General features: G+C 68.9%; 20 protein-coding genes and 1 pseudogene. 7 read left to right on the forward strand and 14 right to left on the reverse strand.

Annotated elements, in window-relative coordinates; translation table 11 throughout:
• Window position 1: 1 nt before the first annotated feature.
• On the reverse strand, window positions 2-445 hold the full coding sequence (locus ACFTE1_RS05110; protein ID WP_380618200.1) for a hypothetical protein: 444 nt from the start codon (window positions 443-445) through the stop codon (window positions 2-4).
• 243 nt (window positions 446-688) lie between these two features.
• On the opposite strand from ACFTE1_RS05110, the gene ACFTE1_RS05115 reads away from it, so the two are divergent.
• Complete coding sequence (locus ACFTE1_RS05115; protein ID WP_380618201.1) at window positions 689-1,273, forward strand: class I SAM-dependent methyltransferase; 585 nt, start codon at window positions 689-691, stop codon at window positions 1,271-1,273.
• Between the two features lie 202 nt (window positions 1,274-1,475).
• On the opposite strand, the gene ACFTE1_RS05120 is transcribed toward ACFTE1_RS05115, so the two are convergent.
• Entirely contained in the window at window positions 1,476-2,780 is a 1,305-nt protein-coding gene (locus ACFTE1_RS05120; protein ID WP_380618202.1) for a hypothetical protein, read from the reverse strand.
• 382 nt (window positions 2,781-3,162) lie between these two features.
• On the opposite strand from ACFTE1_RS05120, the gene ACFTE1_RS05125 reads away from it, so the two are divergent.
• Window positions 3,163-3,627: a peptidoglycan-binding domain-containing protein gene (locus ACFTE1_RS05125; RefSeq protein WP_380618203.1), complete on the forward strand. Its 465-nt coding sequence runs from the start codon at window positions 3,163-3,165 to the stop codon at window positions 3,625-3,627.
• 144 nt (window positions 3,628-3,771) lie between these two features.
• Here ACFTE1_RS05125 and ACFTE1_RS05130 read toward each other — a convergent pair whose 3' ends face one another.
• The 7 genes and pseudogenes from ACFTE1_RS05130 to ACFTE1_RS05160 all read right to left on the reverse strand — a co-directional run bounded on the left by ACFTE1_RS05130 (window position 3,772) and on the right by ACFTE1_RS05160 (window position 10,770).
• Window positions 3,772-5,160: a PepSY-associated TM helix domain-containing protein gene (locus tag ACFTE1_RS05130; RefSeq protein ID WP_380618204.1), complete on the reverse strand. Its 1,389-nt coding sequence runs from the start codon at window positions 5,158-5,160 to the stop codon at window positions 3,772-3,774.
• Window positions 5,161-5,261: 101 nt separating this feature from the next.
• On the reverse strand, window positions 5,262-5,807 hold the full coding sequence (locus tag ACFTE1_RS05135) for a hypothetical protein (RefSeq protein ID WP_380618205.1): 546 nt from the start codon (window positions 5,805-5,807) through the stop codon (window positions 5,262-5,264).
• Between the two features lie 229 nt (window positions 5,808-6,036).
• Complete coding sequence (gene fabF, locus ACFTE1_RS05140; protein WP_380618206.1) at window positions 6,037-7,266, reverse strand: beta-ketoacyl-ACP synthase II; 1,230 nt, start codon at window positions 7,264-7,266, stop codon at window positions 6,037-6,039.
• Between the two features lie 54 nt (window positions 7,267-7,320).
• Entirely contained in the window at window positions 7,321-7,572 is a 252-nt protein-coding gene (locus tag ACFTE1_RS05145) for an acyl carrier protein (RefSeq protein ID WP_380618208.1), read from the reverse strand.
• A gap of 30 nt (window positions 7,573-7,602) precedes the next feature.
• Entirely contained in the window at window positions 7,603-8,559 is a 957-nt protein-coding gene (locus ACFTE1_RS05150) for a beta-ketoacyl-ACP synthase III (RefSeq protein WP_380618210.1), read from the reverse strand.
• Window positions 8,560-8,625: 66 nt separating this feature from the next.
• Window positions 8,626-9,507, reverse strand: a pseudogene (locus tag ACFTE1_RS05155) (ACP S-malonyltransferase); the annotation flags it as partial.
• An 84-nt stretch (window positions 9,508-9,591) separates the two neighbouring features.
• Window positions 9,592-10,770, reverse strand: coding sequence for a PucR family transcriptional regulator (locus ACFTE1_RS05160; RefSeq protein ID WP_380618212.1), 1,179 nt, complete (start codon window positions 10,768-10,770; stop codon window positions 9,592-9,594).
• A gap of 221 nt (window positions 10,771-10,991) precedes the next feature.
• On the opposite strand from ACFTE1_RS05160, the gene trxA reads away from it, so the two are divergent.
• The 3 genes from trxA to ACFTE1_RS05175 all read left to right on the forward strand — a co-directional run bounded on the left by trxA (window position 10,992) and on the right by ACFTE1_RS05175 (window position 14,829).
• The gene (trxA, locus tag ACFTE1_RS05165; protein ID WP_380618213.1) at window positions 10,992-11,357 is read left to right on the forward strand and encodes a thioredoxin; all 366 of its coding nucleotides are present in this window, start codon (window positions 10,992-10,994) and stop codon (window positions 11,355-11,357) included.
• A 550-nt stretch (window positions 11,358-11,907) separates the two neighbouring features.
• A complete protein-coding gene (locus ACFTE1_RS05170) occupies window positions 11,908-13,383 on the forward strand; it encodes a PDR/VanB family oxidoreductase (RefSeq protein ID WP_380618214.1) in 1,476 nt (491 codons plus the stop codon).
• Between the two features lie 246 nt (window positions 13,384-13,629).
• Window positions 13,630-14,829, forward strand: coding sequence for an acyl-CoA dehydrogenase family protein (locus tag ACFTE1_RS05175; protein WP_380618215.1), 1,200 nt, complete (start codon window positions 13,630-13,632; stop codon window positions 14,827-14,829).
• An 83-nt stretch (window positions 14,830-14,912) separates the two neighbouring features.
• Here the strand turns inward: ACFTE1_RS05175 and ACFTE1_RS05180 are convergent, their stop codons facing one another.
• The 5 genes from ACFTE1_RS05180 to ACFTE1_RS05200 all read right to left on the reverse strand — a co-directional run bounded on the left by ACFTE1_RS05180 (window position 14,913) and on the right by ACFTE1_RS05200 (window position 19,136).
• Entirely contained in the window at window positions 14,913-15,521 is a 609-nt protein-coding gene (locus ACFTE1_RS05180) for a GAF domain-containing protein (RefSeq protein ID WP_380618216.1), read from the reverse strand.
• Between the two features lie 11 nt (window positions 15,522-15,532).
• The gene (locus ACFTE1_RS05185; RefSeq protein ID WP_380618217.1) at window positions 15,533-16,174 is read right to left on the reverse strand and encodes a GTP-binding protein; all 642 of its coding nucleotides are present in this window, start codon (window positions 16,172-16,174) and stop codon (window positions 15,533-15,535) included.
• Entirely contained in the window at window positions 16,152-16,502 is a 351-nt protein-coding gene (locus ACFTE1_RS05190; protein ID WP_380618288.1) for a DUF742 domain-containing protein, read from the reverse strand. Before ACFTE1_RS05190 ends, ACFTE1_RS05185 begins: the two co-directional genes overlap by 23 nt.
• 166 nt (window positions 16,503-16,668) lie before the next feature.
• Window positions 16,669-17,103 carry a roadblock/LC7 domain-containing protein gene (locus tag ACFTE1_RS05195; protein WP_380618219.1) on the reverse strand — a complete coding sequence of 145 codons (435 nt, stop codon included), beginning with the start codon at window positions 17,101-17,103 and terminating at the stop codon, window positions 16,669-16,671.
• Window positions 17,100-19,136, reverse strand: coding sequence for an ATP-binding protein (locus ACFTE1_RS05200; protein WP_380618220.1), 2,037 nt, complete (start codon window positions 19,134-19,136; stop codon window positions 17,100-17,102). The genes ACFTE1_RS05195 and ACFTE1_RS05200 overlap by 4 nt, the downstream gene beginning before the upstream one ends.
• 399 nt (window positions 19,137-19,535) lie before the next feature.
• On the opposite strand from ACFTE1_RS05200, the gene ACFTE1_RS05205 reads away from it, so the two are divergent.
• Together ACFTE1_RS05205 and ACFTE1_RS05210 are read left to right on the forward strand one after the other, a co-directional pair.
• Window positions 19,536-20,528 (forward strand): ATP-binding cassette domain-containing protein, encoded by a 993-nt coding sequence (locus ACFTE1_RS05205; protein ID WP_380618221.1) that lies wholly within the window; start codon window positions 19,536-19,538, stop codon window positions 20,526-20,528.
• Window positions 20,525-21,325 (forward strand): ABC transporter permease, encoded by an 801-nt coding sequence (locus tag ACFTE1_RS05210; RefSeq protein ID WP_380618222.1) that lies wholly within the window; start codon window positions 20,525-20,527, stop codon window positions 21,323-21,325. The genes ACFTE1_RS05205 and ACFTE1_RS05210 overlap by 4 nt, the downstream gene beginning before the upstream one ends.
• Window positions 21,326-21,465: the final 140 nt, after the last annotated feature.

Raw genomic sequence — 21,465 nt, forward strand, 5'->3', positions numbered from 1 at the left:
ATCAGTTCGCCCCCTTCGGCTCGGCGGACTTGCCGCCCGACGCGGGCGGCGCCGCGTTCGGCTTCATCAGCGACGCGAAAAGGTCGTCGATCTGATGGGACATCTTCGCCCCCACCTTCTCGAAATGCCCGGCCAGGAGGTCCGTGTCGACGTCGTCTCCTCCGCCGAACACCCCGGTGCGCAGCCCCTCCAGCGCGGCATTGACCCCGTCGCTCAGCTCGTGTCCGACGGTCATGGTGTCGATGCTCGTGTCCAGCGGTTCGAGGACTTCGATCGCCACCTCGCCGGGATACCGGGCCGTGATCCGGACCTTCCCCTCGAAGACCTCTTTGACGCACTCGGCGTTCTCATCGATGATCGGGGCCCGTGCCTCGCCGTCGGCGCTCGCCGTTCGCGGTGCGGAGTCGTCCGGTTCGCCACTGCGGGACGGTTCAGGGGACGCCATCGCTCTCCTCTTCTCTCTCCATGGGAAAACGGCATATGCCGCAAGGCAAGGCTAGGCCGGACGCGGTGCTTATCCCAGGTGTGAGAGCGGTCTGAGATCGATCGGAGAGCGGTTTGAGAGAGCCGGCGGCACGGCCTTGGACAACAGCGGACATCGAGGTGAAACTCATTCCGTCCCGAAGGGGCTCGGCGGGTCGAGTTCCGGTGCATTGACAGGGATCGGGGGGAGGCTATCCTCAAGATCATGCCCGATGCCGACGCTCGATGGAGCGACTACTACAAGGCCACGGACGGCAGGGGCCTGAACCCCCTATACCGGCAAGCGGTCGGCCTCTTCTCCGAACCGGGCCGCGCGCTCGATATCGGTTGCGGCACCGGGATAGAGGCCGGAGACCTCCTCGACCGGGGCTGGGCCGTCACCGCAATGGACAGCGAGCCGGCCGCCGTCGCGGCCGTCATCGATCGGATCGGAGGGAATCCGCTGTTGACGGTCGTGGATTCCCCATGCTGGTGGGGCCAGGGGCTGGGGGCGGTTCAGTTCGCGTGGGCGGGATACTCCCTCCCCTTCATGGACGTGGCCGCCGCGTGGGAGGGGATCACCGGCCATGTGGTCGCCGGAGGGGTCTTCGCGGGGCAGTTCTTCGGTGAACGCGACGACTGGGCCGCCGGCGACGACGTGGAGGCCGTCAGCGTGTCCCGATTGGAGGAGATGCTCACCGGCTGGGAGGTTATCCGCTGTGACGAGCGGGACGAGGACGGGCCGTCCGCGAACCACGGCGAGAAGCACTGGCACGTCTACTCGGTGGTCGCCCGGCGGACCGGCGGCTGACGCCGGTCGAAGCGCTGTGACGCCGGCCCGCGGCACCGACGCAAGCGGGGTCGAGGCACCGCCTCGACCCCGCTTGTGTCACCGGCTGATCCGGCCCGTTCCGGATCGTCTCTCCCGTCATCGGGAGGAGCGGACGGTCCGGGCACGGGCGCCCATAGTCGGCGACTTCGGACTCACGTCACCGTGAGGAGTGGATGGCCCCCTACCCCTCGGCGAGATAGACCTCGCTGGCCGCGGAGACAGCGTATCCCTGTCCCACTTCCGCCAACTTGAACGGGATGTCGCCCGACAGGTCGTCGCCGGACTCGCCGTCGATCGCCACGGTCTTGCCCTCCACCGTGTATCCGATGTAGACTGCGCCGTTCCGGCCGGCGTACAAGTGGTCGGGGACCTTCCGGGAATCCCCGTCCTCCCACCGCCAGCGCTCCTCGCCGCTGGCGATGTCGTAGGAGACCAGCGACTTCTCGCCCTTCTCCTCCCGGATGCAGACGAGGCTGTCCGCCATGTCGTCCACGCAATCACTCCCGGCCTTCTCGGACCAGGTCATGACGACTTCACCGTCGGCGACGTTCAGAACCGCGTACTCGACTTCCTCTTCGGCGGCCCAGTTGTCGACCTCCACCACGATGAACCGGTCGCCGAAGTCGACTTCGGCGCGGTCGAGCGGTTCCGGGTACGGATACGTCCAGACCTCGTCGCCCGTCGACGCGTCCTCCCCGCGGTAGGCCTGGTACCGGTCGTCGTGCTTCTCGTGGGCGACCTGCCCGGTCACCACGTCGCCGTGCAGGCCCTGGGCCTTGAAGTCGGAGTCCACTTGCCGGAAAGAGCCGTCCTCCATGGACAGGACGACCGCTTCGGAGTAGGCGTTGGCGTTTCCGACCCTCAGCAGCATCCTCTGCCCGTCCGCCTGGATGAGGCCGATACTGGCCCGGCCGCTGTCCACCATGTCGGTGATGTCGAGCTCGGTGCTCCACACTTCGGAGCCGTCCTCGGCGCCGACCGCCGAAGCCCTGAGCACGTCGGAGTCGGGTTGGGAACCCGTTCCCTCGACTCTGGCCACTCCGGCGGTGACGGCCACGACCCCGTCCGACGTCTCATCGATCGCGTAGACGGAGCCGTCGAGCTCGCCTCCCTCGCCCAACTTCGGGACGTCCCAGCTCTCCATCGTCTCCCCGGTGGCCACGGAGGTCACGGTGAGGCTGCCGGGGAGAACGTCGATGGGCGCGGCGTACACGTAACGGAACCCGCCCAGCACCCGGCCGGTGTGGCGCTGGATCGCCTTATCGGTGCTCGGCACGATCACGGGCTCTTCCGCGAACTTCACCGGCGGATCATAGTCGGGCAGGCCGGGGGCGTCGGCACCGCCGTCCTCCTCGGCAGCTTCGGCCGCCTCCTCCGCCTTGTCGTCGACTTTCCCTTCCGGGTCCTCGCTCCCGCACGCCGCGGTCGTCGCCAATAGCGCCGCGATTCCCGCCGCCGCCATGGCTCTCAATGCTCTTTGGGTCATGATTGAAGAGTAATCGCCGGTCACCACAGTAAGAGACGGTGCCACCGGATTCCGCCCGCGCGACACTGCCGGTGGCCTCGACCGCCCCGAGTCAGGGCCACAGTGAACGGGGAATTCCGCATCACGTTGGCTCGCAAGGAGTATCGGTATTCGTGCAGCGGCGCAGGTCTGAAGGGGTCGGAGTCCGGCGCCTGGGCAATGGAGCGAGGCCGGGATCCCGTCGGCGTGAAAAGTCCATGAAACACCAGTGAAGAGGCCTCGTACCGTGGGTCGTCCGACTCGACGGCGACGGGCGAGTCGGAGAACCCCCTCCGCGGGAGGGGCGTTGTCGACCCCGCAGCGACGCCTTCAACGGCCGCTCGATCGAAATGGAGATGATGTCATGAGAAGGGCAATTCGCCGAACCACGATGGTCCTCGCCACGCTGGCGACCGCGACCGTCATGAGCTTCGCCGCCACTCCCGCCGGCGCCGCGCCGACCGGGACGGGCTCCGCGGAGCCCGTGCAGAACAACATCGCAGCGGCCGCGTCCGCCGGCTGCAATACCGCAACGAAGGTCAACAGGACCAATGGAACGCTCAATCTGCCGACCTACAACGGAAACGCCACCTGCGTCATGGGCCAGGGCTCGCAGGGAGCCGCCGTCAAGGTCCTGCAGGCCACGCTGTATCGCTGCTACGGCGCCGGAATCTCCATCGACGGCGTGTTCGGGCCGAACACGGCGACCGCGCTGAAGAGGGCCCAGGAGAAGATGAGGATTCCCGCAGACGGCGTCTACGGCCCGCAGACGAGGGACGCCCTGGTCTGGCTCTTCCTCAGCCCGTCGGGGGCGTGCCGGACGCTCTGAGGGCAGAGTGCGCGATTCCGGTTATGGCGCGATTCGCGGCGACCACGCGAACGGCGGGCCGGGGCACGGGGGATCCCCCGTGCCCCGGCCCGCCGGGCTGTACCGTCGGCGGGTCGGCATGCCCCGTTCTCCGCCGGCGTCGGCCTAACCTGCCGGCTCGGAAGTCCTCCTCCCCGCGACCACGAAGTCGACGAGGAAGAACGCCACGAGCGGAATGCCGAACAGCGGCATGAACCAGCACAGCAGCACCGTCAGGAACGCGGTCGGAACCCATGCCCACCACGGCAGCTTGCGAAGACCGCCGCGCGGGAAGGGCCTGCCGACCAGGGAGTCGGACCGGCGCCGCTGCCACCAGGACTTATAGCCCAGGTAGATCATGTAGACCAACCCGCCCATCACCAGGGCCAGGGCGATCTGGTTGGGCAGGCCGAACAGCAGGCCCATGTGCAGCGCGATCGTCACGTTGATGGCCTTGGCGATCCACGGCCAGTCCGAGAACGCCAGGGAGTCGACCACCTCGTGCTCGTGGGCCGAGAGCACCATCTTGTCCTGCTGGACGGGGAAGGACCGCTGCCTCTCGGCGACCATGAAGTCCTCGCCCATCGTGGTGGGAAGCGTGATCTCGTACGGCGAGCGGATACCCTGCCGTTCGGCTTCGGCGGCCACGTCCTCGATCTCGCGCAGGGCCCACTCGTTGCCCTCGTCGGAGTCCGAGCCGCCGCCGTGGTGGGCGTGGTCGCCCCCGCCGCCGGCGTTGCTGATCGACGGCTGGGTCCACCCCAGCTGGGCGCGGACATCGCCGATGCTCTTACCGGCATACGTCGACCAGGTCAATCCCGTGGCGGAGAGGAACAGCAGGACGGCCAGCACGATGACGCCGGTGCCCTTGTGCCGCCGCACCGACTTGGCGCGGGCGCTCCCGTTCTTCTTCTGCCTGCGGTTGAAGAACCACAGGACCAGGCCGCCGAGCGCCAGGACCCACAGCCACGAGGCGGCCAGCTCCGAGTAGAGCCGGCCGGGCTCTCCCAGGTGCAGGTTCCGGTGCAGGGTCGACACCCATTCGCGAACGGGCATGGCCGAACTGGACCCGTAGGTCGTCGACAGCCCCTGCACCTCGCCGGTGTAGGGATTCACGAAGGCCACCGGGGAGCCCTCGGAACCCCCGCCGGGGACGTCGACCCCGCTGATCAGCACCTGGGTGGTGGAATCGGCGTCGGGAGCGGGGCGGACGGCGGCCACCGTCGCGTCCGGGTACTCGGTCAGGACGGCGTTCACCTGCGAGTTCAGCGGCATGGTCTCATCGCCGGACTCGGATACCCCGGTGAGGTCGGCGTACATGGCGTCTTCCACCGGATAGGACAGGGCGTAGAGGAGGCCGGAGAAGGCGGCCACGAAGATGAACGGGGCGACCAGGATTCCGACGTAGAAGTGCAGTCGGAGCATGGTCTGGCGGAGTCCGCGCTTGAGGTCGGCGGACTGGGCGGGGGCCGGAACGGCCACCTCGGGTTCTCGAGCGTCGTCTTTGAGCGACATGTCGTCTCCTAGCGTGAGGAGGGCACGGTCTGCGGGCGCGCGCCGCGGGGCGCACGCGTGTCCACGGTGGAACGGAATGGAGGTGAGAGGAGGCGGGGAGTTCAGCCGAACCGCGGAGGACCGCGCCGTCGCACGTGCGAGAGCAGGGCGACGGCCGGGGAGACGGGAAGGGGACGGGAGATCGGAGCCGGGAGGCGGGGGACCTCCATGGGCGGACGGGCGAACGATCGGACGGTCGCCAGGAACAGGAGGAGGGCCACCGCGAGCCGCTCCACGGCGCGCTCGCCGCAATGCAGCCACCAGGCCTGGGATAGCCCTGCGAGGGTGTGCGCGGCCATCATGGTGCCGTCCGAGGAGGCGTCCGCCAGAACCGCGGCGGCGTGGCCGTGGCCGTGAGCGCTCAGGGTGAAGACGAGGTGGAGCCCGACCTGGAGGACGCAGGAGGAGGCCACCAGCGTGGGCAGGCCCCGCGAGCGCGCGCTGAGGAGGTAGGCGGCGGCGGACGCGATTGCCAGGGACAGAATGTAATGGAGAGTGCCGGGTCCAGCACCGTGAGCTACCTGGTGGAGGAGCAGGGAGAGGGGCACGCTGACGGCGGCGAATCCGCCAGCGCGGGCCAGTCTCAGCAGTCCTCGCGAGGGGTCCACGGCAGCCATTGTGACAGACGCTCCGGCGTGGGGGGACATCGGTATCGGAAATGTTCTTTATAGTTATGCCCGGCGTCCGTGAGCGGGTGCGGCCCAAGGAGAAAGGACGGGGGTCGAAACCCCCGCCCTTCAAGCGGTTCCCCTTGCGCACGTGAAGGGAGTCCTCAGTCCGGTTCTACCCGGGGCCAGAACACTTCTGGCTCTACCCTTTTCCAGAATACTTCTGGCTCTACCCTTTTCCAGAATACTTCTGGAAGAGGAGCGCGGCGTTGTGGCCGCCGAACCCGAAGGAGTTGTTGAGAGCGGCCGTGAGCTCCGTCTTGCGGGCCTCGCCCGAGACGACCTCCAGGTCCAGCTCATCGTCCGGGTTGTCCAGGTTGATGGTCGGCGGAATCAGGCTGTGGTGGATCGCCAGGATGGCGGCGATCGACTCCAGCGCGCCCGCGCCGCCCAGCAGGTGGCCGGTCATCGACTTGGTGCTGGTCAGCAGGACGTCCTTGCCGATCAGCTCGCCGATGGCCTTGACCTCCGCCATGTCCCCGACCGGGGTCGAGGTGGCGTGGCAGTTGACGTGGCCGATCTCGGACGGGGCGATGCCCGCCTGCTCGATGGCCATCGCCATGGCGCGCTTGCCGCCCTCCCCGTTCGGGGCGGGGGCGACGATGTCGTAGCCGTCGGACGTCAGTCCGGCTCCGCCGAGTACGGCGTAGATCCGAGCTCCGCGCGCCTCGGCGTGCTCGCGGGTCTCCAGGATCAGCGCGGCCGAGCCCTCGCCCATGACGAAGCCGTCGCGGTCGCGGTCCCAGGGACGCGAGGCCTTCTCCGGCTCGTCATTGCGGGTGGACATGGCCTTCATCGACGTGAACCCGGCGTACGGGAGCGCGGCGATGACGGCCTCCGTGCCGCCGGCGACGACCACGTCGGCGCGTCCGGAGCGGATGATGTCGGCCGCCCACGCGATCGACTCGGCCGAGGTGGCGCAGGCGCTGGTGGGCGCGTGCACTCCCGCTCTCGCCTTGTACTCCAGCCCCACCCAGGCGGCGGGCCCGTTGGGCATGAGCATCGGGACGGTGAACGGCGAGACCCGGCGCGGGCCCTTCTCCTCCAGGATGTCGTCCTGGTCGAGCGTGGTCTGGACTCCGCCGATGCCGGAACCGAAGACTACGGCCAGCCGGTCGCGGTCGGTGTCCTCTCCCAGGCCCGCGTCCTCCCACGCCTCGGAGGAGGAGATGAGGGCCAGCTGCTCGGAGCGGTCGAGACGGCGCAGCCTCACCCGGGGGATGACCTCGGAGGGGTCGACGGCGAGTGTCGCGCCGATCTTCGAGGGCATGTCCTCCACCCAGTCGAAATCGAGGGCGCGCACGCCGGACTGCCCGGCGATGAGTTTCTCCCAGGTCTCGGCCACGTTCCCGCCCAGGGGCGTGGTCGCGCCGAGTCCGGTGACGACGATTTCTGTCAAGATGTACCTCTTCGGAAATGAGGGGCGCCGGATCGGTCCCGGCGCCCCGGCGTCTTACTCCTGGTGGTTGGAGATGTAGTCGACGGCGTCCTTGACGGTCTTGAGGTTGGCGACCTCTTCGTCGGGGATCTTCACGCCGAACTTCTCCTCGGCGGCGACGACGACCTCGACCATGGCGAGGCTGTCGACGTCCAGGTCGTCCGTGAAGGACTTCTCGGCGGCGACGTCGTCGGGGTTCACACCGGCGACCTCCTCGAGGATCTCGGTCAGGCCCTCGGTGATCTCCTCGGTCGTGTTCTTAGCCATGAAAACTGTTTCCTCTCAATTTTGTTTCTCTTAGGGGCAGTAGATGACTTGCCCGGCGTAGGTAAGCCCTCCACCGAACCCGAACAGGAGGATCGGGTCGCCGGTCTTGAGCGATCCTGTCTGCACGATCTTCGACAGCGCCACGGGCACCGAAGCGGCCGAGGTGTTGCCGGAGAGAATGATGTCCTCGGCGACGATGCACTCGTCGCTGAAGTCCAGGCGGCGGGCAATGCCTTGGATAATCCTAAGGTTCGCCTGATGCGGAACGAACGCGGCCAGGTCTCGGATCTCGACTCCGGCACGTTTTGCGGTCTCCTCGATGAGGGGGGCCAGCGAGGTGGTAGCCCAGCGGAAGACCGTCTGCCCCGCCTGCTTGATGTACGGCACGTCGTGCTCGATGCGGATGACGTCGCTCATGTCCGGCCGCGAGCCCCAGACGGTGTCGCTGACGGCACCGGCGGGGTCGTCGGTGGCCTCGAGGACGAGGGCGCCGGCGGCGTCTCCGAAGAGGACGCACGTGGAGCGGTCCTCCCAGTCGGTGAAGTCGGTCAGCTTCTCGGCGCCGATGACGAGGGCGCGCTTGACGCTTCCGGCCTTGATGGAGTCGTTGGCCAGGCCCAGGGCGTACTCGAAGCCCGAGCAGGCGGTGTTGACGTCGATGGCGGCGGGGCCGCCGGGGATGCCCAGCTCGTCGGCGACGCGGCAGGCCGTGTTGGGCGTGCGGTCGATGGCGGAGGTGGTCGCGACGTAGACGGCGTCGATGTCCTCCAAGAAGTTGTCGCTGTTCTCCAGGGCGTTCCTGGCGGCCTTCACGGCCATGTCGGCGACCATCTCGTCCTTCTCGGCGACCCGGCGCTCCTTGATCCCGACGCGGGAGACGATCCACTCGTCGGAGGTGTCCACCATCTCGGCCAGGTCCTCGTTGGTGAGGACCTTCTCCGGCTGATAGTGCCCCACGCTCACGACGCGGGCGTATGTACCTGTCACGTTTCTCCTATTGTTCTCGGAGGAAAGGGGCCTCGGCCCGGTGCCTCAGCGGACGGCTCCGGCGACGGCCTCGGCCTCGGCGGGGAGGTTCGCGTTGTGCCGTTCGACGCCCTTCATGCCGCGCTTGGCCAGTCCGGTCAGCGTCCCGGCGGGCGCCAGTTCGACCACGTCGGTGACGCCCATTCCGGTGAGGGACTCCATGCAGGCGTCCCAACGGACCGGGGAGGTGACCTGGGAGACGAGGCGCTCGAGGACCTCCTTGCCGGAGGTGACCGACTCGCCGTCGCGGTTGGACAGCAGCGGGCGCTTCGGGTCCTGCGGGTCGAGGGTCGCGGCGAACTCGGCGAGGGCCTCCTTGGCGGGGGCCATGTAAGGAGTGTGGAAGGCGCCGGCGACCTTGATCCCGATGACTCGGGCCTTGGCCGGGGGGTTCTCGGCGAGCTTCTCGATGGCGGCGACGGAGCCGGCGGCGACGATCTGCCCCGCCCCGTTGCGGTTGGCCGGGTGGGCTCCGGCCTCGTCGATGGCCTTGAGGACCTCGTCCTCGACGCCTCCGACGACGGCGGCCATGGTGGTCGGCTCGGCGCCGCAGGCGCGGGCCATCTCCCGGCCGCGGACGGCGGCCAGCTGGACGGCCTCGTCGGCGGTCAGGACGCCGGCCAGGGCGGCGGCGGTGATCTCGCCGACGGAGTGCCCCGCGAGGGCCCCTATCTCGGGGATGGGGAGCCCCTCGGCGGCGATCAGTCCGGCCGCGACCAGCAGCGGCTGGGTGTTGGCGGTGTCGGTGATCTCGGCGATGTCGGCTTCGGTGCCGAGGTGGACCAGGTCGATCCCGATCTGCTCCGACCACTTGCGCAGGCGGACCTCCACCTCGGCGTCGGCTTCTATCCACGGTTTGAGGAATCCGGGCTTCTGGCTACCCTGCCCGGGTGCGAGTATGGCAAACACAGGTCGATTGTCGCCCATGACCGCCGGTGACCGGAAACGCCCGGCCTCCTGAATCCTACGAAAAACTTTGTAGGGTTCCGCTAATCAGCGGGTTTCTCCGCTGGTGGCGGCGGGTGCCTGTCCGGTCTCGAGCCTCCCTATGGCCAATCCCACACGAAGGGCGAAGTTGTCGTGGGGCTTGGACGGGTTGAACCCGGTCACCTCTTCGATCCGCTTGAGGCGGTACCGCACGGTGTTGGGGTGGACGTAGAGTTCGCGGCTGGCGCCCTCGAGGACTCCGCCGGAGGAGACGAAGGCGTCCATCGTCTCCAGCAGCTCGCCGCCGGAGCGCTTGAGCTTGAGGTAGATGCCGTCGCGCAGGGTGCGGCGCGCGGACTCGTCGCCGGCGATGGCGCGCTCGGGAAGGAGCGAGTCGGCCCTGACCGGGCGGGGCGCCTCGGGCCAGGCCACGGCGGCGCGGTGGCCCGCGACGGCCGCGGCGGCGGACTCGACGGCCTCGGCCATGCCGTTCGCGACCGGTCCGACGACGACGGGGCCGTCTCCGAAGAGGCCGATGACCTCGTCGACGACCGCGGTCGGGTCCTCGGCGTTGCCGAGCAGGACGATGAGGCGGCGGCCGTGGACGCCGGCCAGCACGTCGAGGCCGTGGCGGCGCGCGGCGCGCTGCACGGCGTGGAGGACGAGGGAGACCTCGCCGCCGGGGGAGTTGCCCACCACGACGGTGACGGATTTGGTCTCCGACCAGCCCAGGGCCGCGGCACGGCCCATGAGCTCGTCGCCAGAGTCGCCGCGCAGCAGCGCGTCGACGAGCATGGCCTGTAGGCGCGCGTCCCACGCGCCGCGGGTCTCGGCGGCGCGCGCGTAGACGCGGGCGGCGGCGAAGGCTATCTCGCGGGAGAAGCGGAGGACCGCCTCTTTGAGGGGGACCTCCTCGCCCTCGGCGGCCAGCTGCGGCACCTGCTCCTCGACCACGTCGATGACGATCTGGATGAGGGCGACCGTCTGCTGGAGGCTGATGGTCCGAGCGAGCCGCACGGGGGCGGACTCGAAGACCTCGTCGGAGGAGCCGAGGTCCTTGCCGTCCGACCGCAGCCACTGGAGAAACTGGTTCACGCCCGCCTCGGCCACCACGGTGACCATGGCGCGCTGCTGCTCGGGCAGATCGCGGAACCAGGGAAGGCGTTCATACATCTGAGCGACCGATTGAGTGGAGAGCGCCGACGACGAACGCTCGATATTGTGAATCGTTGCGGCCAAATCCATACTCTATAGCGTGCCAGACGCCCTCTGAGGGCATGCGGGGCGGCCCGGAAAAGGTCTCGTGGGAGTCAAAAACACCCTCCCGGGGCGCGCTCGGCGGACGGCGTGGACGGGCCTGGACGGCCGGGAGTGCGACACGTCGCGGTTGGGAGCGGAATGCGGCATGCTCGCGTAGTGTTTCCCGGAGTGACCGACTAAATGACCGATGAGAAGGGGGCGGCGCCGTGGCGACCGTGGCACTGACCAAGGAGAATTTCGAGGACACCATCACGGGCAAGGACATGGTCCTGGTCGACTGGTGGGCCGAGTGGTGCGGACCGTGCAAGCAGTTCGCCCCGGTCTTCGAGGCCGCCAGCGATGAGCACGAGGACGTTGTGTTCGGCAAGATCGACACCGAGGAGCAGCAGGAGCTCGCGGCGATGGCCCAGATCCAGTCGATCCCGACGCTGATGGCCTTCCGCGAGGGCATCCTGGTGTTCTCGCAGCCCGGAGCGCTCCCCAAAGAGGCCCTCTCCGATGTGATCGGGCAGCTTAAGGACCTGGACATGGAAAAGGTCCGCGAGGCCGTGGCCAAGGAGCAGGACGCCTAGGTGATTGCTTCCTGTCGGTGGTGACCGCGGAATCGCGCCCCAGCACGCCGTCTCCGCCCTTTCGGGCGGTCGGACGTCCGCCGGGACGCCTCGACCGCGCGAAAGAACGGATCCGACGCACTGGGACACGATTCCGCTCCTTGCGTAGAACACCGGGTCGCCGCCGACGCTCCGCGCGGCGCCGACGGGAGACATTCGTCTGGGCCGGCGTCCCGTGAAAGACGGGATCTTTACAGAGGAGGGCCGTCGGCGCCGTGCGCCGGCGGCCTTTTCCGTGCGCGGTGTCGGCGTGCCGTGGCAGGGACGGGGGGGTATGTCCTTCGAACACCGGGCGAACGGGCAGTTCAGGACGTTATAAGTTGTTATATTAGAATGCTTCCAAATCTGGAAGTAATCTCAACTGAAAGTTGTTTTACCTTGTGCACCAGGGTGTTCGACGGTCCTATTAATCCATAGTGGATTTAAATATACGGGCCCCGGGTATTGAACTTCTTCTTTAATTAACTAACATAAGAGTAAGTTCCTTCACCTTCCCCGGTAGGAGACCGCCATGTCGAACATCCTCGGAATCCGACGACCGACGCTGAGCCGCAGGGCCAAGCGCCTGACGCTGCTGTTCCACGTCGTGTGCGCCATCGGGTGGCTGACCTATATGGTCCTCGTGGCGCTGCTGGCCCTCCAGGTCCGGCTGAGCGGGGACCCGGACGTCGCCACCTCCGTCTACGCCGTCCTCTACTACTTCAACACCGTCGGGGGAGTGGGGGCCGGCGCGGTCTCGATCCTCACCCTGGCCTCCGGCCTCGTCCTGGCAGTCGCCGGCACCTGGGGCGCGGTGAAGTACTGGTGGACGATCGCCAAACTCGCGGCGACCCTCTTCGTGATCGTCTTCGGCTACCTCGTCCTGCGCTCGGCGATCCGCGACCTGGGCACCATGGGCGACACGACCGGGGCCCGCGCGGAGGCGGAGCTGGGGCACCTGGTCTACGGAACGCTCCTCGGATTCGCGGTCCTCCTGTTCGCCACCGTCGTCTCCTACCTCAAACCCTGGGGGACCGTCCGGCGCCCGGGGAACAGGCCCGTCTCGGCCGTCCCCGACGACGACGGACGGCTGCGGGTCAAGGTCCGCCGCATCGTCGAGGTCACCGACAGGGTGCGGGCCGTCGAGCTGGTCGGCGCCGGATCGCGCCTCCTGCCCGCCTTCACCCCCGGCGCGCACCTGGGGCTCCACCTGCCCTCGGGGACCGTCCGCCACTACTCGCTCTGCTCTCCGTCTATCGACCGGACCTACTACCGCATCGCGGTGCTGCGGGAGGACCGCGGACGCGGGGGATCCCTCGAGGTCCACCGCCTCCGCGAGGGCATGGAACTGCGGATCGACCCGCCCCGCAACGTCTTCCCCCTCGGCCTCCACCCCTCGTACCTCTTCGTCGCGGGAGGCATCGGCATCACCCCGATCATGGCCATGCTCGAACAGGTCGACCGGATCGGGCTGCCGTGGCGCCTGGTCTACACGGGGCGCTCGCCCTCCACGATGGCCTATGCCGCCGGGCTCAAGCAGCGCTGGCCGAGCCGGGTCGAGCTGTACTGCACCGGATCGGGTCCCAGGCCCAACCTCGTCGACATCCTGGCGCGCCAGGACCGCGGCACCGCCGTGTACGGCTGCGGTCCGGGCCCGCTGCTGGACTCCCTGCGGGACATGACCGAGACGCTCCGCCCCGACATGGAGTTCCACAGCGAGCAGTTCGCGCCCTCCTCGGGCGGATCGGGGTCCGGGTCGGCGTTCGACATCGAGACGCAGAGCCGGGGCGTCGTCAACGTGGCCCCGCAGCAGACGGCGCTCCAGGCGCTGAACGAGAAGGGCGTGGCCGTGGAGGCCTCGTGCGAGATGGGCGTCTGCGGCACCTGCCGCCTGTCGGTGCTGGAGGGCGACCCCGTCCACCCCGACGCGGTCGGGGAGGCCCCGTCGGACCGGGACTTCTATCCCTGCGTGAGCCGGGCCCAGGGCCGAATCACGCTCGATGTGTAAGGGGCCCTTGGGATAATGGGTATCCAGTGGCTGGGAATAAGTTTCATTTTTCAGATGCACTAATGAACTGCGAAAATACGTTGCAGGAATAGACGCTTTCCAATAGCTCGGCTTCTGGTCCTTGTCACGTTGTGTCGGGATTGCTACAGTCACGTCGAGAGAAATTCTCGTAACGGCTTGTCGTGAGGCACAAGGAAAAGCGCGCGACCGGCCCGTAACGTGTGCATAGTGATGGGAAGAGCTGCAATGCTGGGTGACTTCACCACCGACCGACACGAGGCCTTGCGCCGCGAGGTCGCGGACTTCGCCGAGAGAGAGGTCCGGCCCCGGATCCCGGAGATGGAAGCCGAACAGACCGTCCACAACGAACTGTCCCGAATGATCGCCCGCCAGGGATGGATGGGCGCCACCATTGACAAGGAACACGGCGGCATGGCGGAGGGCCATCTCGCCAAGACCATCATCATCGAAGAGCTGTCCCGCGTCAGCGGCGCCATGGGGGCCATGGTGCAGGCCTCCCAGCTGGGCGTCGCCAAGATCATCCACTTCGGAAACGAACAGCAGAAGGAACGCTGGCTCCCCCCGATCGCCTCCGGCGACTGCCTGCCCACCATCGCCGTCACCGAGGCCAACTCCGGCGGGCACGTGCTCGCCATGGAGACCACGGCCGAACGCGACGGAGACGACTACATCCTCAACGGCCACAAGGTCTTCGTCGGCAACAGCCACGTGGGGGACCTGCATGGCGTGGTGGTCCGCACCGGACCCGGGTCCAAGGGCCTCACGGCCTTCCTCGTGGAGTCCGACCGGCCCGGCTTCGCGCTGGCACCGCAGCAGCGCACCATGGGGTTGCACGGCTTCAGCTTCGGAGAGCTCCTGTTCAACGACTGCCGGGTCCCCGCCGCCAACATCCTCGGCAAGGAGGGCGACGGCCTCTCGGTCGCCTACTCCTCCTCGACCCTCTACGGCCGCGCCAATCTGACGGCGGTCTCGCTGGGAATCCACCAGGCGATCCTCGACGCCACGGTGGACTACGCCTCGAAGCGCGAGCTGTACGGCAAGCCGATCTCGGAGCTGGCCAACGTCAAGCAGAAGATCGGCCAGATGTACTCGCGCCTCATGACCGCCCGCATCACCGCCTACCACGCCGTCCACCTGCTCGACGAGGGGCTGGCCTGCGACGCGGAGCTCATGAACGCGAAACTGGTCAATGTGGAGTCCGCCATGGACTCGGCGCGCGAGGCGATGGAGATCCACGCCGCCGCGGGCCTGGTCAAGGACCGCCCCGTGGAGCGCTACCTCCGCGACGCCTTCCACATCTTCGCCCCGGCCGGAACCTCCGACATCCAGCGCCTCCGGCTCGCGGAGACCGCGATGGGCCGCACGCGCACCCAGTGGTCGGAGAAGATCGTCAACGGCGACCCCGTCGCCCCGGCGATGCGCTGAACAACCCCCCAGTACGGAAACGGCCATGCGCTCGGCCGGGGAATCCCCTCCCCCGCCAAGGGCATGGCCTTCTTTCGCGTCCGCTACTCGGCGCTGTGGCGCCCGGCGGCGTCCTCGCCCCCCGGGCGGTCCTTGTCGCGCTCCTTGATCCGGTCCATGACGGTCTCCGCCATGGCCTTGATGACCTCCAGGCCCGGACGTCCCCACGGGCGCGGCTCGGTGTCCACGACGCAGACGGTCCCCAGGGCCTTGCCGTTCTCGTCGATCAGCGGGGCGCCCAGGTAGGAGCGGATGCCGATCTCGTCGACGACGGGGTTGCCCGCGAAGCGCGGGTAGTCGCAGACGTCTTCGAGGACGAGGGCCTTCTTGCGCACCACCACGTGCGGGCAGTAGCCGTGGTCGCGGTCCATCTCGCGGTCCATCTCGGCGGTCTCGTCCGCTCCGGCCAGGGCCGCGGCGCCGGGGCTGTCGTCGGCGCCGACGTGGAGGCCGGCGAAGTACTGGCGGTCCTCGTCGATGAAGTTGACCATGGCGTAGGGCGCGCCGGTCGTCTCGGCGAGCTTCTTGGCCAGGTCGTCGAACTCGGGGTCGGGATCCTCCCCGATCCCCAGCTCGCCCAGCCGCTCTTTGCGCTCGCCCGCGGTCGGGTCGTCGGGAGTTATGGTCAGGCGGAAGTTGTCTTCCTGGGTCACTTCGGCTCCTTTTAGTCGAGTACGGTCTTGGGCGCGAGCGTCATGAGGTGCTTGGTCAGAGTCACCAGCACGAGGGTCGCGGAGCGCTGATCGCGCGCGTCGCAGCGGATGATCGGCGTGTCGGGCTTGAGGTCCAGCGCCTCGCGGACCTCTTCGACGGTGTAGCGGTAAGAGTTGTCGAACTCGTTGACCGCCACGGTGAAGGACAGCCCGCGGTCTTCGAAGAAGTCCAGGGCCGGGAAGCAGTCCGCCAGCCGGCGGGTGTCGGCCAGGACCACGGCACCGAAGGCTCCCTCGGCCAGCTCGTTCCACATCGGCCAGAAACGGTCCTGCCCGGGCGTGCCGAACAGGTAGAGGATGTGGTCGGCGTCGAGGGTGATGCGGCCGAAGTCGAGGGCGACGGTGGTCGTCTCCTTCTGCCCCAGGCCGGTCATGTCGTCGGTGCCGATGCTCGCGGCGGTGATGGTCTCCTCGGTGCTCAGCGGCTCGATCTCGCTGGCCGACCCCACGAAGGTGGTCTTGCCGACGCCGAAGCCGCCCGCGACGAGGAGTTTGATGGCGGTGGGCATCTGCTGGAGGCTCTTCTGCGGGCCGGCCTGAGGGAGGGGCCGCTGAACGCCGTTCGGGCTGTCATAGCCGTCGCTGTAGGCCATTGAGGAGAGCCTCCAATACATTGTGATCGCTGGGTTTGACGGCGGGGTCGGGGGCATGGGCGGTCACGGCCCCGCATTCGACCAGGTCGGACAGCAGAACCTTGATGACCATGGAGGGTAGCCGCAGATGGGCCGCGATCTCCGCCACGGAGACGGGGGTGCGGCACAGCAGCAGGGTCTCGGCGTGCTCGGCCTCCAGTTGGGAGGGGCGCAGCTGCCCGGTCGACTTGACCAGGGACAGCAGGTCGAGCTTCGCCGACGCGGCCGTGCGGCCGCGACTGACGGTGTAGGGACGGGTGAGGCGGCCGGCGTCGTTGTCGAGGAGCATGTCCTCTTCGGCGGTGGTCGGCTGTCCGGGAGCGTTGGACGGCTGGTGCCGGCGGCGGCGGCCGAGGGGCTCGCCGCGCGAGGAGTTGGCCAGCTCGGCGGCCTGGGCGGCGTGGCGCCCGTATCCGGGATGCTCGGGGCCGCCGGGCTCGTAGAGGCCCTCGCGGTCAGCCAATCGCCTCACCTCCGCTGGCCACGGGCTTGCGCACCGGTGTTTCGAGATACGGCCTGACGCTCTTGACCAGCAGCGACATCTCGTAGCCGAGGACTCCGGCGTCGGCTTCGCGCTCGGCCACGACGGCGAGCACCGCGCCCTGGCCGGCGGTGCAGATGAAGAGGAAGGTGTCGTCGAGCTCCGCGACCACCTGGCGCACCCCGCCCTGGGATCCGACCTGGCTGCCGGCGCTGCGGGCCAGCGAGAACATGCCCGAGGAGATGGCCGAGAGCTGGTCGGCCTCGTCGACGCCGAGCCCGTGGAACGCCTTCTTGATCCCGTCGGAGGAGAGCAGAAGCGCGCTGCGGGTGTGGGGCACCTTCTCCGTCAGGTTCGCCAGCAGCCAGTTCAGGTCCGACGCGGGCGAAGAGGGCGCTTTGTCGATCATTGGGACTCCTTGTGCGTGTAGCGCGGTTGATCAGTGTCCGTACCGGGGGCCGCCTGCTCGCCGCGGGGTTCGCCCTGGTTCAGACCTTGCGTGAAGGACTTCATGAGGTACGGGTCGTGTCCCTGTTCGGCCACTGTGGACCCTGTCGCGCCCGGCGACTGGCGCAGCTGCGGGGCCATGTGGGTCTGCCGCTGGCGGCGCGGCAGTTCGGGACGGGAGTCCGCCTCGGGAGCCGGAGCGGGCTCCGGCTGCGTCGGGGACCCGGGGGCCGGAGCGGTGTAGCCCGCCTCTATCGGGCGGCGGGGCAGTCCGCTCGTGGCGCCTCCTCCGGCCACCGGCTGCGGGCGTGCGCCGACGGAAGGCTGGGCGGCCTCCATCGCGGCGGGCGCCGGCTGCGCGGGAACGGTGGAGGGGATCGGCTCGCCCTGGCGGGCTTGCACGGACTGCGAGGGGAGCGGGACGATGGTGGACTCGCCCGGAGGGGAGGGGAACGGCGCCCGGTCGTCGTCGACGGGGAGCATGCGCCCCGGCTCCGACGGGCCCGGCGAGGGCTCGAAGGATGGGACTCCGGCCGCGTAGGCCGGCGCGGCCTCCTGCGGAGCCGACGGTGCGCCGTAGGAGGGGTTCGGAGCGGCGGGAGGCGTCGAGCCGAAGGAGGGCGCGGGTTCCCCGGCTCCGTGCGGCGCGGCGGGCTCGCGCGGAAGCTCAGCGCGGGCCGGGGCGGCGGGCGCAGCCGCGGGTGCGGGCGGGGCCGGGAGGGCCTCCTGGCCGGGCGAGTCGCCGAGCAGGCCGTCGCCGACGACCATGACCGCCTGGGTGCCGCCGAAGATGTTGGTCTGCAGCTGCACCGTCAGGTCGTGGCGCCGCGCCAGCGAGCTGACGACGAACAGGCCTATGCGGCCGTCGGCGAGCAGGTCGTCCAGGTTGACCTCGTCGGGAGAGGACAGCATCCGGTTGTGGCTCTCGCGCTCCTCGGCGTCCATGCCGAGGCCCCTGTCCTCGACCTCGATGGCCAGGCCCGCCGACACGCGCTGCACGCGCAGCAGGACCTGGGTCTGCGGCGGGGAGAAGGCCGTGGCGTTCTCCACCAGCTCGGCGACGAGGTGGATGATGTCGGCGACCGCGTGGCCCTTCAGGGTCCCCTCCACCGGGCGCACCAGCTTGACGCGGGCGTACTGCTCCACTTCGGAGACCGCCGAGCGCAGCGCCTCGTAGACGTTGACCGGCCGGCTCCACTGGCGCCGCGAGGTCGCCCCGCCCAGGACCGCGAGGTTCTCGGCGTGGCGGCGGATGCGGGTGGCCAGGTGGTCGACGGCGAACAGGCCCTTGAGGAGTTCGGGGTCCTCGACCTCCTGCTCGAGTTCGTCGAGCAGCTGGATCTCGCGGTGGACCAGCGACTGCAGCCGCCGGGCCAGGTTGACGAAGATGCCCACGCGGTGGTTGGTGTCCATCCCGTCCATGTGGCCGGGCGTCTCGGAGACGGAGACCTCCTGCGCCTTGGGGGCCTCCTGGGCCGGGATGCGCGACGCCACGGCCGCGACGGCCTCCACCGCCTGGCGCAACTGCGCGACCTCCTGGGCCATGAGCCCCAGGGACTGCCCGGCCGGGACGGCCGAGGGCGAGGGGGGTGCGGGCACGCGCGACTGCTGCTCGGTCGGCAGGTGCCGCTGCAGCTGGTCGAAGAGCTGCCAGAGTCCATAGTGGGCTTCGGCGACGGGGAGGCGCAGCCGGTTGAGCCGCCGCGAGAGTTCGTCCTCCTGCGCGTTGGCCGAGCGCGCCGCCAGGGCGATGACCGCTCCGATGAGGACGGCCGCGACGGCGGCGGCCACGAGGCCGACCACGGTCGTGGCGCCCAGTTGCCACATCGCGGCGACGGCGCCCGCCGCCAGGAGCGCCGAGGCCGCCGACGGGAGGACGACCAGCTGCACGGGGCGTCGGGTCAGGCCCGTCGGCCGCTGCCGGTCGGCGTACGGGTCGGGGCCGCGGCCCGCCTGATGGTGCTGCTGCGCTGTGGGCCGGAATTGTTCGGGCATCGCCATCCTCACGAGATGAGTCCATCGTTTGTTCGCATGCGACGGCGGCGGGTCCCTTGAGGCGTAAGGGGAGAGAATTCTGGAGCGGACTGCCCCGCCGCGATCGTCTGAGCGCCACTACTTGGATAGCACGGGCCCCAGGGCGAGTCAACCTCAGGTGCGTCGGATGTCCGACAGGAACACCCTTGTCGGTTATGGTAAAGAGCCTGGCGCACAAGGATATTCAATATCCATCAAGGATCGTCTCCCGATCCGCCGAGCCCTTCGCGCCGTCCAGTCCGCCGCGCTCTCGCACCGGCGAAATGAATTGATTTCGCCCTCCCATACTCCTCCGCCGATTAGAGTGTCAGAAGGCATTCCACCCGGGCGGGTGATCACCCGGGAGAGTAGGAGGACGGCATGGGCGAACATGCCATCGAGGCCCAGGGCCTGGTCAAGCGCTTCGGCGACTTCACCGCCCTCGACGGCGTCGACCTGGCCGCGCGCCCCGGCACGGTGCTGGGCGTCCTCGGGCCCAACGGCGCGGGGAAGACCACGTCGGTCCGCATTCTCGCCACCCTCTCCCGCCCCACCGGAGGGCGCGCCTTCGTGGGCGGCCACGACGTGGTCCGCCAGGCGGCGAAGGTCCGCTCGCTCATCGGCCTGACAGGGCAGTACGCCGGCGTCGACGAAATGCTCACCGGCACGGAGAACCTGCAGTTCATCGGGCGCCTGCTGGGCATGAGCCGCCCGGACTCCCGGCGCCGGGCCGAGGAGCTGTTGAAGAGCTTCGGCCTCGCCGACGCGGCCTCCAAGCCCGCGCGCACCTACTCCGGCGGAATGAGGCGCCGCCTCGACCTGGCCGCCAGCCTCGTCGGCGACCCCGAGATCCTCTTCCTCGACGAGCCCACCACCGGCCTCGACCCGAGGGCCCGCGGGGAACTGTGGGACGTGGTGCGCATGCTCGTCGCCGACGGCACCACCGTGCTGCTCACCACCCAGTACCTGGAGGAGGCCGACCAGCTGGCCGACGACATCGTGGTCATCGACCACGGCAAGGTCATCGCGCGGGGGACCCCCACCGAGCTCAAGTCGCTCGTCGGCGGCTACTCCCTGCGCCTCCAGCCGGAGGACGCGGCCGACCTCGACCGCCTCGCCGAGGCCGTAGCCGCCTCGCGGGCGGGTACCGAGCCGGCCCGGGACGACCGCGCCGTCACCGTCGGCATCATGGACGAACGGCAGTGGAGGCAGATCGCCGCCTCGGTCCACGACCAGGGCATCTCACTCTCGGAGTTCCACCTGGGACTCTCCAGTCTGGACGAGGTCTTCCTCACGCTGACCGGACACCACGCCGAGCCCAGCCGCAACCCGTCGGACGAGCACCCCGAGCCCGAGGAGGCGGAACAGCCGTGACCTCCGTCGAACCCGTCGAGGCCGCCGGTCGGCCCGGGCCCTCCGCGACGTTCCGCCAGTCGGCCACCATGGCGTGGCGCCAGCTCGTGCGCATCAAGCACAACCCGATGGAACTGCTGGACCTCTCGCTGATGCCCATCATGTTCCTGCTGATCTTCGTGTACGTCTTCGGCGGACAGATGATGGGGGACTACCGCACCTACCTGCAGTACGTCCTGGGCGGGATGATCGCGCAGAACGCCGTCTTCGCCACCATGAACACCGGCCTCGGGCTCAACTCCGATCTGCGCAAGGGCGTCTACGACCGGTTCCGCTCCCTGCCCATCGCGCGCTCCGCGCCGCTGGCCGGGCGGATCCTCTCCGACCTATTCAAGCAGCTGTGGGCCTTCATGGTCATGGTCGTCCTCGGCGTGGTCATGGGCTTCGAGGTCCAGAGCCTGCCCGGCGTCCTCGGGGCCGCCGGGGTGCTGCTCGTCTTCTCCCTCGGCATCTCCTGGTTCGCGGTCCTCATAGGAATCATCTCCAACTCCGAGGAGAAGGTCCAGATCTACAGCTTCGTCCTGGTGTTCCCGCTGACGTTCACCTCGTCGGTGTTCGTCGACATCGACACCATGCCCGGCTGGCTGCAGGCGTGGGCCAAGGTCAACCCGATCACCCACCTGGCCGACGCGCTGCGCGGGCTGCTCTCCGGCGGACCGGTGGCGTCGCCGGTGCTCTGGACGGTGGTGTGGGCGGCGGTCATCTTCGCCGTCTTCGCGCCCCTGGCCATGAGGGCCTACAGGAGGAAGACCGCCTAGGCGCCGAGGAGGTGCCCGAAGAAGAGCTCGGCGGCCGCTGGGGCGACCCCGTCCACGCCGAGAACACGGCCTACGTCCAGAACACCCTCGATGAAGAGATGAAACGCCGCGGCGAGTAGACCGCGAAGCCGAAGAGGGGC

It is taken from the genome of Salininema proteolyticum (genome assembly GCF_042685645.1).
Lineage (GTDB): Bacteria > Actinomycetota > Actinomycetes > Mycobacteriales > Micromonosporaceae > Salininema > Salininema proteolyticum.